This is a genomic window from Paenibacillus sp. EKM10P, assembly GCF_011800655.1.
In the GTDB taxonomy this organism is placed as follows: Bacteria; Bacillota; Bacilli; order Paenibacillales; family Paenibacillaceae; genus Paenibacillus; species Paenibacillus polymyxa.
The window spans coordinates 1-14399 of sequence record NZ_JAALET010000019.1; the positions used below are offsets into that span (position 1 = coordinate 1).

7 protein-coding genes and 2 pseudogenes are annotated in these 14399 nt (G+C 50.1%); 4 read left to right on the plus strand and 5 right to left on the minus strand.

Annotation, left to right across the window (positions count from 1 at the left end; genetic code table 11):
• Positions 1-8825, minus strand: an 8825-nt coding sequence (locus tag HFE01_RS24665) for a non-ribosomal peptide synthetase (RefSeq protein WP_167442875.1), incomplete at its 3' end; no start/stop codon positions are given.
• A 99-nt stretch (positions 8826-8924) separates the two neighbouring features.
• On the opposite strand from HFE01_RS24665, the gene HFE01_RS24670 reads away from it, so the two are divergent.
• The gene (locus HFE01_RS24670; RefSeq protein ID WP_146169123.1) at positions 8925-9194 is read left to right on the plus strand and encodes a hypothetical protein; all 270 of its coding nucleotides are present in this window, start codon (positions 8925-8927) and stop codon (positions 9192-9194) included.
• A gap of 881 nt (positions 9195-10075) precedes the next feature.
• Here HFE01_RS24670 and HFE01_RS27455 read toward each other — a convergent pair.
• Positions 10076-10450 carry a PDDEXK family nuclease gene (locus HFE01_RS27455; protein ID WP_025365923.1) on the minus strand — a complete coding sequence of 125 codons (375 nt, stop codon included), beginning with the start codon at positions 10448-10450 and terminating at the stop codon, positions 10076-10078.
• A 306-nt stretch (positions 10451-10756) separates the two neighbouring features.
• On the opposite strand from HFE01_RS27455, the gene HFE01_RS24685 reads away from it, so the two are divergent.
• Positions 10757-10864, plus strand: coding sequence for a helix-turn-helix domain-containing protein (locus tag HFE01_RS24685; RefSeq protein ID WP_107735218.1), 108 nt, complete (start codon positions 10757-10759; stop codon positions 10862-10864).
• 341 nt (positions 10865-11205) lie between these two features.
• On the opposite strand, the gene HFE01_RS24690 is transcribed toward HFE01_RS24685, so the two are convergent.
• The gene (locus tag HFE01_RS24690; RefSeq protein ID WP_094153704.1) at positions 11206-11544 is read right to left on the minus strand and encodes a helix-turn-helix domain-containing protein; all 339 of its coding nucleotides are present in this window, start codon (positions 11542-11544) and stop codon (positions 11206-11208) included.
• Positions 11545-11799: 255 nt separating this feature from the next.
• Here HFE01_RS24690 and HFE01_RS27125 point away from each other — a divergent pair, with 255 nt between their 5' ends.
• Entirely contained in the window at positions 11800-12150 is a 351-nt protein-coding gene (locus HFE01_RS27125; RefSeq protein WP_174822003.1) for a hypothetical protein, read from the plus strand.
• Positions 12151-12886: 736 nt separating this feature from the next.
• Positions 12887-13087 (plus strand): annotated as a pseudogene (locus HFE01_RS24700) (IS4 family transposase); the annotation flags it as partial.
• Here the strand turns inward: HFE01_RS24700 and HFE01_RS24705 are convergent.
• A pseudogene (locus tag HFE01_RS24705) lies at positions 13084-13454 on the minus strand (group II intron maturase-specific domain-containing protein); the annotation flags it as partial. The pseudogenes HFE01_RS24700 and HFE01_RS24705 overlap by 4 nt on opposite strands.
• 581 nt (positions 13455-14035) lie before the next feature.
• Positions 14036-14269 carry a hypothetical protein gene (locus HFE01_RS24710; RefSeq protein ID WP_146169118.1) on the minus strand — a complete coding sequence of 78 codons (234 nt, stop codon included), beginning with the start codon at positions 14267-14269 and terminating at the stop codon, positions 14036-14038.
• Positions 14270-14399: the final 130 nt, after the last annotated feature.

The window sequence follows — 14399 nt, forward strand, 5'->3', positions numbered from 1 at the left end:
CGCTCTCGCAGCGCCGTTTGCGTCAGCAGCACCTTCGCTCCGCTGTCTTCAAGCATGAACCGCACGCGCTCCGCCGGGTAATCCGGGTCAAGCGGCACATACGCCCCGCCTGCTTTCCAGACGGCCAGCACGGCCACCAGCAAGTCCACCGAACGCTCGGCGAGAATGCCGACGATCGTCTCCCGGCCGATGCCGCTTGCGCGCACCGTGGCCGCCAAGCGGTTCGCCCGCTCGTTCAGCTCCGCATACGTCAGCCGGTCGTTCTCGTACACGACGGCCGCCGCTTCCGGCGTGCGCTCCGCCTGTTCCTCGAACAGCCGGTGGAACGCCGCCGCAGGAGCCGCTTCCGGCTGCGCCGGGTTAAACGCGCCGAGAATTTGCTCTTTTTCCTCTGCCGTCAGCAAGTTCAGCTCGGCAATCTTCGCATCCGGACAGCTTACGATCGCCGCAAGCAAATGTCCGAAATGAGTCGACAACCGCCGGACCGTGCTTTCTTTATAAAGAGCCGTTGCGAATTCAAAGCTGCACTCCAGGCCGCCGTTTTCTTCCGTAACATCCACACTCAGGTCGAACTTGGCCGTACCGTATTCGCTAGGGTACGGGGACAATTTCAGCCCTTCCAGCTCAAACTCTTTATCCTCCAAGTTTTGCAGGGAGAACATCGTGTCAAACAGCGGATTGCGGCTCAAATCCCGGCTGACCTGCACTTTATCGACGAGCTCTTCGAACGGATAATTCTGATGCTCGTAAGCACCTAAGGTCGTTTCTTTCACTTCTTCCAGATACGACAGGAAGGTCTTCTCCGAAGCCGGATAATTGCGGAGCGCCAGCGTATTGACGAACATTCCGATCAAAGGCTGCGTGTCTCCGTGCGTTCTGCCCGCAATCGACGTTCCGACGATCAAATCGTCCTGACCTGTGTATTTATGCAAAAGCACGGTATATGCCGCAAGCAGCACCATATACAGCGTCGTTCCTCTTTGAGCGGCCAGTTGCTTCAAGCCTTCGTTTGTTGCCTCGTCCACGAAGGACGTCAGCGTTTGTCCCTCAAAGCTCTGCACGGCAGGACGCGAATAGTCCGTCGGCATTTCCAGAACCGGCAGTTCACCCCGGTAACGGTCCAGCCAGTAAGCTTCCTCGCGTTTCAACTGCGCTTTTTGCTCGTCCGACTGCTGCCATACCGCATAGTCCTTGTATTGAATGCGCAAAGGCTCTAATGACTCGCCACCGTACAGACGAACGAGTTCCTCGACTAACACGTCCATCGAAACCCCGTCGGAGACAATATGGTGCATGTCGAACATCAGCAAATAACGTTCGGTTGCGAGCTCTACGAGCTCCACCCGCAGCAGCGGAGGCTTCGCCAAGTCGAAAGGTCGGATGAAGGCCTGCACGACTTCAGGCGCTTCTTCCTCGCTCGCATGACGGTACTCGACGGCAAAGTCGACGCTCTCGTAAATGCGCTGTACTGCTTCGCCTTGTACGATCTCAAAGCCGGTTCGTAGCGTTTCGTGCCGTACGATCAGTCCGCGGAAAGCCTTCTCCAGCAGGCTCCGGTCAATCGATCCTTCCAGCAGCAGCACGCCCGGCATGTTGTAGCTCTGATCGGACCCTTCTAGCTGATTCAGGATAAACAGCCGCTTCTGAGCTGAGGAAAGCGGATAATATTCTCTTACGCCTGCCAGCGGAATCGATGAGAATGACTGCTCTCCGATCCGGGTGATGGCGAGAGCCATCTCTTCGATCGTCGAGTAGCGGAATACGTCGCGCAGAGGCAGCTCGACGTTCAGCTCCTGATGCACCTTGCTCACCAGTGTCGTCGCCCGCAGGGAATGGCCGCCCAGGTCGAAGAAGTTGTCATGAACGCCGATGTGCTCCAATCCGAGTACGCTTTTCCAAATTCCGGCCAAGCTGGCTTCCAGCGGAGTACGAGGCGGAGTACGTCCTTCGCCCGGCTGCAAGCTCTCCTCCGGCGTCGGAAGGGATCGGCGGTCGACCTTGCCGTTCGCCGTCAGCGGGAGCCGCTCCAACTGGATCAGGTACGCCGGGATCATGTAGGCCGGCAGTTCCTGGGAAATCACGTTCTTCAGCTCGGCCGCTGGAAGCTCGCGGTCCGCTTCATAATAGGCGCAAAGCTGCTTCTCGCCGGAGGCGTTTACCCTCGCGAATACCGTCGTTTTCCGAATTCCCTCCACTTTCTGAAGCTGAGCTTCGATCTCGCCCAGTTCAATGCGGAAGCCGCGGATTTTCACTTGGTCGTCCGTCCGTCCCACGTATTCGATCGTGCCGTCCGGCAGCCATTTGGCCAAATCCCCCGTTCGGTACATGCGCTCTCCCGGCACAAACGGATTGTCGACAAATTTCTCCGCCGTCAGCTCCGGCCGGTTGTTGTAGCCCCGTACCAAGCCTTCTCCGCCGACGCAAAGCTCTCCAGCCACGCCGATCGGCAGAAGCTTATTCGCGCTGTCGACGATATACACCGTTGTATTGCTGATCGGCCGTCCGATGGGTACGGTAACCGCCGACTCATCGACAAAGTCGACCGGAAGGTGCGTGGTATAAACCGTGCTTTCCGACGGGCCGTACAGGTGGTTAAGCCTGCCCGGTCCGATATGGGCGAGCGCTCGACGCACATGGCCGACCGACACGCGCTCTCCTCCGAACAAAATCGCCCGGACATCCCGCAGGCAGTCGACGTTCACATCTACAAGGACGTTGAAGTAAGCCGTCGTAATCAGCATGACCGAGATGCGCTCGTGCTGGATGAGATCCGCCAGCCGGCCGATTTCCAGCAAAGTCTCGCGGGGAACCAGCACCAGCCGCGCCCCATTGGTCAAAGCGCCGAAAATATCGAAAATCGCTCCGTCGAACGAATAGCTTGAAAGCTGGAGGACATGATCCCGCTCGGTGATGTCGATATAATTCGTATTTCGCACGATCCGCACGATGTTGCGGTGCGAAACAAGGTTGCCTTTCGGCTTGCCCGTCGTACCTGACGTATAGATGACGCAGGCCAGATCTGTCGCTTCGGTGCCCGGATTAAGATTTGTGCCGTCCTCGTGATAGAAGGACTCGTCATCCAGTAAGATCACGGAGTCCGAACCCGCCAGGCGCTCGCGCAAGCGGCTTTGCGTCAGCATGACCTGCGCTCCCGAATCCTCGATCAAGAAACGGATACGCTCCTCGGGATATTCCGGGTCAATCGGTACGTAAGCCGCTCCGGCTTTGTGTGCCGCCAGCATACCCACCACCATTTCGATGGAACGCTCAGCCATAATGGCGACCAGACGGCCTTTGGATATCCCGTGGCTACGCAAGGTACGGGCAAGGCGATTGACGCGTTCGTTCAGCTCGCGGTAGGTCAGCTCTTGCTCATTCAAGGAGATGGCAGCTGCATCCGGGATGCGCTCCGCCTGCTCTTCGAACAATTGAATGAGCGTCTTCCCGCGCGGAAATTCCGTGATGGTGTCGTTAAAACGTCCGAGAAGGTCGGCCTTTTCCGCCTCCGTCACAAGTTCCAGCTCGCCCACTGTAATTTCCGGGTTATCCGTCACCTGCTCCAGCAGATGGACCAGATGCCCCTTGAGCCGCTCGATGCTGTCTTTATCGAACACTTCGGCGTTAAAGTCGAAACGAATTTCGATCTCGACTCCCGGCACCACGGTCACGTTGAAGTTATAGTTCGTCTGCTCCTCCATCTGAACGTCAGCGATCGTCAGGTCTCCGTGCTGCTGGTCGCCCGCCTGCTCCATCTGCTCGTCCACCGGATAGTTCTCGAAAGCGATGATATGGTTGATCAGGTTCTGCTTTTGCACGCTGCGGGCTTGAATTTCATACAGCGGATAGTAATCATAACGACCAGACTCCAGCGCCCGCTCTTGGAGCTTCGCCATCAGGTCGGCGAACACGGTGTCCGCTTCGCTCGTGACGCGGACCGGTACCGTATTGATGAACAGCCCGATCATGGACTCGATGCCCGGGATTTCCGCCGGTCTTCCGGCCACGACGCTGCCGAATACGGCATCGTTTGTCCCGTTATATTTTTGCAGCATCACGCCCCAAGCGGCTTGCAGCAGCGTATTGACCGTAACTAGGCGCTGTTTCGCCACCCGGTCCATTCGCTCGCTCAAGTCCTTGCCGAGCTCGGCGGTGACGTGATCAGCCGTAAATCTGCCGTTCGGTGCCGGTTCCTTTTGTCCTGGGAGTATGGTTTGCCCTTCATAACCTGCCAGGAATGCCGTCCAATAGCCGGATGCCGCCTGATCGTCCTGTTTCTCCAACCATTCGATATAAGCGCCATAATCCGATCCCTTATCTCCCGCTGGCTGCTTGCCGGATGCCAAGGCCGAATACGTCTCAAACAGCTCCTGCGTCAGCTGCGGCAGGCACCAGCCGTCCATCAAAATATGCTGGAAACTCCACAGCACATGATAGCTTTGCTCTTCGGTGCGCAGGATCGTAACCCGAACGAGCGCATCATGTTCCAGGTCGAAGCCGCGAAGCTTGTCATCCTCGGCCTTTTTATCCAAATACGTTTGTTTCTCGTCCGCCTGCAAATGGAGCAGCTCTTCATATTCAAAGCCGACCGGCTTGTCGCGGTATATGATTTGCAGCGGCTCGCCCGCCGGTCCTTTCACAAAATTTGCCTGCAGCACCAGATGACGTTTCGCAAGCTCCATCCAGCTCCTCTCGAAAAGCTGGACGTCGAGTGCTCCCCGCATCGTAAACTGCGTTTGCTCGAAGTAAGCGGCCGTCTGCCGGTCAAGCGCGCTGTGGAACCACATGCCCTTCTGCATCGGCGTAAGCGAGTAAATATTTTCGATTTCCCCGAGATGGTCTGAACGCTGAGCGATTTGCTCCAATTCCGCGATGGTCAAGCCTTTAAATTGCACGTCGCTCGGCGTCAATTCGGTGTTTTCTTTGCCTGCGCAGTGGGTAATGAGCTCTCGGAGACTTTGCTCAAGCCACTGAGCGAAGTCTTCCATCGTTTCCTTGCGATACTGCTTCCGGCTGTAGCTGAGATCGAGCGATAAAGCGCCGTCCAGCACCATGCCGTTGATATCCAGCACAAAGCTGCGGGCCTGTCGGTCGCTGGCCGGGCTGCCGCTGGAATAAGATGATATGCCGATCTCGTCCTGGTTGACATCATCGTCGAACTGACCGAGGTAGTTAAAATTAATTTCCGGCTCTGCACCCCAAACAAAGCCATCCTCCGATTTGGAGAGATAGCGGCATACGCCGTACCCAAGCCCTTTGTTCGGAATGCGGCGCAAGCTTTCCTTGACCTGTTTAATCTGATAGGCCAAATCCCGGTCGGTTTCCGGCTCCAGGACGACCGGAAACTTGGTCGTAAACCAGCCGACTGTGCGCGTGATGTCGATATCCGTTCCGATCGATTCGCGTCCGTGTCCTTCTAGATTGATCCGCACCCGTTCGTGTCCCGTCCACTTGCGAATGGCTATGCCGAGCGCCGTTACCAAAATATCGTTCATTTCGGTGTTGTAGGCCCGGTGAACCCGCTTCAGCAGCAGTTCCGTTTCTTCGGGAGTCAAACAGACGAACAGCGATTCGCTGTCCTGCTGCGTCGTAACGTCCGCCTCCAGATCCTTCGGCACGGCCGGAACCGCAATTTGTTCCACGGCCTGCCAATAGGCCCGTTCCTTCGCCATCTCCGGGCTTTGCACGTAAGCGGCCAACTGCTCGGACCAAGTGCGGTACGCATCCGTTTTCGCCGGGAAACGAATTTCCTCACTTTTGCCGGCCTGTTCGTAACCCAGGGCGAAATCCTCCATCAAAATACGCCAAGACACGCCGTCCACCACGGCATGATGAACCGCGAGCAGCAAATGATCGCCGTCCGCGCATCGGAACAGTCCTGCCTTCACGAGGGGCCCGTTCTCCAGATCGATGCCCGCTTGAATGTCCGTTGCCTTCGCTTCCACAGCCTGCGCGGTATTCTCTGCATCCTTGAAGTCGAACACGTCCAGCGTGAACAGCCCTCCTTCTTGAATCGCACGGTTCCGCGCGCTAAACCCTTGTTCCGTTTTGCGGAACACCATCCGCAAGGCGTCATGATGCTCGGCCAGCTTTTGCAGCACCTGACACACCGTCTCTTCGTCGAAGCGTTCCTTCCGGTACAGTATCACCGACTGGTTGAAATGATGCGGGTCCGCAAAGGAGCTCTCGAAAAACCAATGCTGAATCGGCGTCAGCGCCGTTTCACCCGTTATTTCGCCTTGATCAATGGTACGTCCGATCGGTTTCACATGCAGGCTGAGCTGTGAGATAGTCGGATATTTGAACAAATCCCGGATTTCCAGCTTGTACCCGGCTTGATGAAGCCGCGAAGATACTTGAATGGACTTGATCGAGTCTCCGCCCAGCTCGAAGAAATGATCCGTTACCCCAACGCGATCGGCGTTCAATACCGCCTGCCACACATCGGCAAGCGTCCGCTCGGCTTCATTGCGGGGAGCTACGTACGCGCCGCCGGTCAGTGCGTTTCCTTCCGGGACGGGCAAAGCCTTGCGGTCGATTTTGTCGTTCGGCGTGAGCGGCATCCGCGGAAGCTGAACAAAATGCGCCGGAATCATGTAATTCGGCAATTTTTGCGCCAGCGCGCTTCTCAACTCGCCGAGCGTAAGCGGGTGGCCCGCGACCAGGTAGGCGCACAGTTCTTGTCCACTTTTGCCTTCGCGCGCGATTACGATCGTCTCCTGCACGGAGTCGATCTTCAGAAGTTGCTCTTCAATCTCGCCGATCTCGATCCGGAATCCACGGATTTTCACCTGATGATCGATCCGGCCCAAGTACTCAATATTTCCGTCCGGCAGCCAGCGGGCGAGATCTCCCGTCCGGTAAAGGCGTTCTCCCGGCGCAAACGGATGTTCCACGAACTTCTCTGCCGTCAGCTCCGGATGGTTCAGGTAACCTCTCGCAAGCCCCACGCCTGCCACACACAGCTCGCCGTCCACTCCCGGAGGCACAAGCTGCAGGTGGGTATCCAAAATAAAAATCCGGTGATTGGCCAGCGGGCGCCCGATCGGAATGACTCTGCGCTCCGACTGCTCCTCATCCGCATCCCAAAGCGTCGTAACAATCGAAGCTTCGGTAGGGCCGTAAGCATTGAAATAGTGGACCTTCGGTTTCCACTGCTGCACGAATTCGGCCGATACCGCAGAGCCTCCCGTTACGAGCTTCGTTAAGCTGGGAAGGCGGTCCGGGTTCAAATAAGCGCTGTACGTTGGAGGCAAAATCGCCGCCGTAATCGCATGCTCGTTCATATAACTCTCGAACAAGCGGGTGTCGAGAATCGTCTCGGCCGTCGGGATGTACAAAGCCGCGCCAAAATAGAGCGCTTTGAACATTTCCCAGCAGGACGCGTCGAACGACAGGCTGGCGAATTGAACGATCCGGTCATGCTCCGTGATGCCTAGCCTATCCGCGAACATCAGCTTCAAGCTGACCAAACCGCGATGCTCCAGCATGACCCCTTTGGGTTTGCCCGTCGTACCTGACGTATAGATGACATAAGCAAGATCATTCGGACCGCTGGCCGGCTCCAAGTTCGAGCCATCGTCGCTGTAGGTCTGCTCGTCATCCAGCGCCAACACGTTTCCTTCGAACGGCACCTGCTGCAGCAGCTCCCTTTGAGTCAGCAGCAGCTGCGCGTTCGAGTTCTCCAGAATGTAGCGGATGCGTTCTTCCGGGTATTCCGGGTCGATCGGCACGTAGGCACCGCCAGCTTTCAGAACCGCCAGTATGCCAACGACCGTCTCCAGCGATCTCCTGGCCATCAAGCCTACCAGCTGATTGGGCAGCACACCGACCGATCGCAGCGTCCGCGCCAGCCGGTTCGCCCGTTCGTTCAGCTCCGCGTACGAAAGCCGACGACCCTCAAAGACAACCGCCGTCGCTTCGGGCACCCGCTTCGCCTGCTCCTCCACGAGTTGATGAATCGTCCGATCACGGGGATAGTCCTTCTCGGTATCGTTAAAGCTTTGCAACAATTGAAATTTCTCGTCCTCCGACAGCATGTCCACACGCACGATGTCCATCTCCAACTCGTGAAGCCCCACGGACAACAGGCGATTCAGATGGCCGACGACCCGAGTCATGAACTCGGAGTCATATAAGTGCTCGTTATATGACAGCACTAGCTGTATCGTCCCGCCCGTTAAGCTGAATTCAAAGGAGCAATCCGTGACCACGTTTTGCCCAATTTCGTCCAGGTGCAGCTCCTTAAGGGATACTAGCGTATGGACGACGGGTATCCCGTCTGCATATTGCAGATCCAGCTTCTCCGTCATTTTCAAGAACGGAATATGTTGATGCTGAATCGCTTCCGGCAAGGAAGTCCTCAGCTCGCTCAAAAGCGTTTTAAAAGTCGCACCCGCCGAAAGCGAGTTTTTCAAAATGATCGTATGATTAACGGATCGGCGCGTCTCCTTCGGTTTCCGTACAACCGGCATGCCGACCAGAATGTCAGAAGCGCCTGTATATTTATGCAAGAGTGACTGAACACCTGCGAGCAAAATCATAAAAGTGGCCAGAGGAGCGCCCTTGCTCATTTGAAGGACGCGCTGCGCCACTTCCTCCGAAAGCGTCCCGCCGACGGTTGTCATAATGGGCGTCAGGGAGCTTGGAGCTTTGCTGTAAGGTAGCCGCGTCAAGGTATAATCGTCGCTACCGAATTTTTCGTTCCAAAACAACGTTTCTTTTTCAAAAGCCATCTGGATCGTTCCCCTCTCTTCATCGGTAAAAGCAATCCGGCGGAGCATATGCAGCAGCAACGCTCCAGCCTCGCTCTCCGCCTTTTCAAACATGTGCCAACAATGTCAATGGCTTTCGCCAGGTCACCGCTTCGCTTGCCCGGTTGATCGCATGCGGCAATCCTCTGTCTAGCAGCTGCTCGGCTCCCATGCGTGAAAGACAACAAAGAGCATCGTTCTACGCAAGAGAAGCGCTGCTTCCGGCTCCTCTGCTTCATTATGCTTGCTGTGGACGAGCCGCCCGAAGACGGTCTTTGGTTTAACAATGGGTTCGGAATTGGATTTGGGGGTTGGACAAGGGATGTTCCTCCCATCGATGTAAGGCTTGCTGTAGGGTTCCGGCTGGCCAGCAGGAAGTCGGCCGTATCTCCGGATTCGGCACCGGAGCTGCCTTTGTCGAAGCCTATGTTTAAGGGATATTGATACACTCTATGTACGATTTGTGTATTCCCCCGCCTGGTGTGGATAAGTAAAGATCGGCTGCGGGGTAGTGAGCTTTTCCTGACGATTAGATGTGACGATGGTGCTGCATGAGGCTCAAAGAATGCTCCGTATGGCATGAACGGGACAGCCCTTGGATTGGCGGAGAATTCCAGCTTTTCAAAAATGATCACGCGCTTCATCCTCCATCGGAATTGGGATAAGGTTGGATTTGTCCTTTCTGAACCTTCCGACGTCATGGAGCAACATATTCTCGGCTGTCATTTTCCACAATTGTCGGTCCCCGCATGCCGGCTTGCTGGGTAGCCAGTGGACTGGTCTCTCGCGCACAGCTTGGATAGGTATAAAAACCATCAAATTCTATTTTCTATCATAATTGGAAAGTTGACCTATGTAGAATTATATCAAAATTTCCAAGAATGTATAGTAAAACTTCAGTTAAATTTGGTCTGTCCAACATAAGATGTTAATATTTTGCCTAAAAAGAGCGAATGGAGAGGAAACGCTGGGAATGGTTTGCCATCAATGAGGAATTCGACGAATGTCGACATTCAGACGGGGTGCCGGCCGATTTGGGAGATCTTCCCTGTAGATATTCTCTGCCGGTGCTCCGAATCCTTGCACTTTGCGATAACTTAACATGATTACCTGACAAATTTCTGGAAGCCTAGCTGAAAACGTGACTGGATGTCAGCTAGATATTCTGCTGGAAAATCCGCGAAAAATCCCGCAAGGTATCTTCCGTCAGATAAAAGAGATACCTCCCGATGGGAAGCCATTTTCCAAAATAATCATGGATTGTAGAGTAGGCTGTATTAGATGAGTCATATCCACTACCCAATAGCGCTTCGCTATTAAATATTTCACGATTTGCATGCAGTACCCACTTGGTAAACCAAATAATTCATCTTGTTCTCTTGTAACTTTCGCAAAAAATATGCAATAAATTTTATACTTTCTTCTTGTTTTATTGTAAGTAACATATCTGTATTCATAATGATGGGAAGCTTATTCTTGGGGTCAGTTGGATGTTTAATGCCTAACTTTTGTGCATAGAGGGTTTTATCTAGGGGTAATAAAGGAAATTGTTCGCGAATATCAATCACTTGCTCTGACCACTCCATTTGGTAATGATGTGTCAATTCAAAGTGTTTAGACAGATAATGGTGAAGTCGACCACTTTTCCAACCAAGAATTCGAGTAACTATCCCTATTGAAGGTACATCATGTACAGTCAACCAAGGTTTATATTCCGAAAAGTGGCCTTGACCTCTTCCTTCTTTGATTTTCCGTTGAATAGATGCTATAGATCTACTCCTAAGATATATTTTAGTTTTACATCAAAATACAAATGTAGAATATAACAACTCACAGCTTTATACAATAGCATAGTAATATTTTTTAGCTATATTTTACTTCGTAGCCTATTCATAGGCTACTCGTAGGGTATGAATAAGCTATAATATGGGCTATTAAGTAGGTACAATTAGTAAGCATATGGGTCGGGTTAAAACCTATTTGATATTCTCAATAGAGGTGAACTCATGAATACTTTGGGACACCAATGTAGAAATTTAAGACTACTCCATAAATGGACACAAGAGGAACTTGCTAATAAAATCGGGGTAACTAAACAGGTTGTTTCTAATTGAGAGCGAAATGTAGCACGGCCTGAAATTAATCATTTAATAATCTTTAGCAAAGGTTTTTGATGTTACATCCGATTATTTACCCTGTATTGCTAATCAAATGCCGTTCCCCTACTGTGTGGACTCAATTGATACAATTCATTCGGACCTTAATAACGAGAAAATCAAAAAATTCTTTGATTTTTTAACATTTCTAAATTCTGGTTTTCGAATTGAATTAAATGGGCAGGTATTAGAACAAGAAGATTTGAATCTAATCGGTATGCGGATAATTCGTGACTTTTATATACCAAAATTTAAATGAGTATTTCTAAGACATATTATTAAGGAACTCCCCTGAAAGATTAGTATCGAACAATCTTCAGTTTTATAAAATCAATAATTTCATCTCTATCTTCTTTAGTAAGTCCCCGAAACAAAGAAATAAGTTCTAATTCCTGAGCTTCAATGGCTAAATTAAAAATAGTGTTCTTTGATATAGGCGTATCTCCAAAGATTAACCACTCTATATGGGAATTGAAGTTTTCTTTAATTGCTATAATTATATCAAGAGAGGGTCTGTATTTATCTTGCTCCAGCTCACTCAACGTTCCTTGAGAAATTCCAATTATATTTGCAAACTTTATTTGATTTAAGTTGTTTGTTTTTCTAATAGTTCGAATTCGTTGGCCTATTGTAGACATAATTGCCCTCCTAAGCTAATAAAGATCCCGATATATCATCGGGATCTTTATTGATGTTTGTAAAATGGCTAGTTCCAGGCTTTTTTCACTGGTTCCACACATTTTTATCATCAGACAAAAATGTCAGATGAAATAAAACTGTGGAATGGATTTTATTGGGTTTAAAGCGGCAAGTGATAAACACAGAAACAAGAAAGTGTGGAACCATCAGAAAGTTACATATAAAAAATATTGGAAACTCCTTCTACAATTTCTTTGACAGTTATTGATCGCCCCATAATGTATATGCGGGAAATGGTCATCATGGTGGTCTATCCTGGACCGAATCTCAGCAAACGCGACCTGCAGCACCGCGTCTTTCCCAACCTACTGCCGAAGTTACCCATCACTACGCCCAATCAGGTCTTGGAGTGTGGATATTACCTATATCCGTATGACTCAGGGCTGGAGTTTCTCTACACCGTCACGGCCTGCTATTCTCCCTATATCGATGGACTGGCAGTTGGCCAAAGCTTGGAGATCGGCTTCGTTCTGGAGATGATGAAGCGAGCGTTTGAGTACAGTAGTCCTCGCGAGAAACAGCAGGGGGCAATACATCCACTTTGACAATCACTACTTTCCGCACAATCCCTGAAGGACTTTACACATGCAGCGGTGTATAATCGTCAGGTTCTGTTCTTATCCACAAGTGAGTAATTGAGGGAACTTCGTTCCCCTCCCACGCCTTCGCTTGGGCTTTGACCACCACCTGTTTCTCAGTGGGTGCTTGTTTTGTAATTATTTTCACACCTTGAAGAAATAAAATTCACTGTCTTGACATCGTGTAGCAACAGTCTGTTCCTAGGCGTGTCAAAATCATGGGCCCAATACTTTATAACAAACAGAAAAATCCATGTATATATAATTTGTGACATTGAACGCTACATTAAAAAATCATTAGGTAAGGGTGAAAAAGTGTCAGAGTGCGATTACTCATAATGCCCTGCTATTCTTCGAGAAACCAAAACGGATACTTTTATATTTGAATCAACACATAGTTCTCAAAAAAATTTTTACGAATTGATTAAACACACAAGTTATGAGGAATATCGAAAGAAGGTTGGTGAAGGACTCGGTATTGATGTTGTGATTCCGGTTGTGGATACCCCACTCGGACTTAATGGAAACACATCAAAAGAAACGTATGAGAAAATTCAGAAAGCAATTAAAAAAAGAACAATAAATAACATATATGAAGTATACGAAGTATGATATCTGCATACAACATTCCAAAACCTCCACCAACAGTTGCAGGCCTTCGAGTAAAGAATGTACAACGCAGGGGCAATGAAATATGGAGAGACTCTTTTTTCTCTTTGCTGATGAGGTCCGCGATCTAGACTTCCAGACCGCGTTTCAGCAACTCATGAGTTTATTTCTTGAAATGTCAGAGGCCATAACTAAGAAGAACAAAACAGATGTTTTTTGTCAACTACAGGAATGGATCTCTAGTTTACCAAGCTATACCAAAGGTTTGTTTGGTACGGCGGTTCCAAAAGGTTAACAAAGTTCCAGATAACGTGAGAGCAAGCTTTTCAGCCCTTTCGCTTCCCAGTAGGAAGGGGAAGGGCATTATTCGTGTTCCGGGACATTTCCCATGCGTCTCGCCGCGAGTTAGCCATTCTAAAACAAGCCCACTCTGGAACCCCAAGCGCCCGAAGTTCGCGGATTCGTGTGCGTACTCGTTTCCATTGTTTCCACAGACACATTCGCAGTCTTCTCCGAATCCACTGGTCTAGCGTTTGGACATACTTCTTCGCTAACGCCAGATGGAAATAGCCGATCCACCCCATCATATACTGGTTTAGTCGATTCATTCGTTCTTCCATGGAATTGGACCAGGTTCGATTCGTCAGTTCACGAATATTCTTTGACCCTCACATGAAATATTATCCAAGCGTTCACTGGAATCTGGAATAATAAAGGATATATTGTTATCAAGTAATTCGGAGTTTGGGATTTCTTGATCCAAAATAAAAAACTCGCCTAAACCAGTAGATTTGCATTTATTTCAACATCATTTTTTATATCCGTCTAACAAATGAAATCGAGGAACATTACAAAAACTGCTCCAAAATTGAATATAACAGTAAAACCGATGGCAACACGAAATCCGATTAATTAGCCACTTCTTTTCACAGAAGAAACCAGTAGTACTGTCACCTGCATGGTTTGGTATCTAGTCGTCAAGTATCATATTCCTGCTTGTCGATAACTTTTCCGCAGTTGTCACATTGAACCGCACATGTTCTCTTGAAATTTAATTTTTCAATTGAAGAGAGATGCTCAGGATATTCCTCAATATCGAAACCTAAGCACAGCATTCCCCTGTAAAAGAAAGGGCTTCTTTGGGTTTTCTAGAATTGAGGTGAAATCTTCACAACCTGTGTTTGTGATATGCAATACCGGCTCAAGCTACTGATACATACCAAAATTTGGATGTAAATACCACTTATCCACAGGACTGTGTTATCCACATTCCGATTTCGTGTTTAATATTCATACTTTCTGTTATTGGAGCACACAACTTAGTAAAACTTGCTTCTGCTTTTTCTCCTAAAGTCCCATTGCACCTCTTGCAACAAATCCCATCCGACTCAAGTAGTCCTTCTAATGCATTGTGGATAATATGCCCTTTACATTTCGAATCTAATTGTTCTTTCGTTAAAGTTTCTTTTGTTGTCATATCCTAAAAAGGACACTTCTTCCGTTCGTCCGTTATATATATCCGTGCAATAAAATCCGATGATTATATAGTCTCTGCCCTCTGCTTCAGGTGAAGCTCCTGGAATAAATTTCTCATTCACATATAAATA

What these genes read in the sequence shown, in the direction of transcription:
- HFE01_RS24685 (WP_107735218.1), top strand. Translation starts at nt 10,757, where the DNA reads ATGAATACTTTGGGACACCAATGTAGAAATTTAAGACTACTCCATAAA.
- HFE01_RS24690 (WP_094153704.1), bottom strand. Translation starts at nt 11,544, where the DNA reads ATGTCTACAATAGGCCAACGAATTCGAACTATTAGAAAAACAAACAAC.
- HFE01_RS24710 (WP_146169118.1), bottom strand. Translation starts at nt 14,269, where the DNA reads ATGACAACAAAAGAAACTTTAACGAAAGAACAATTAGATTCGAAATGT.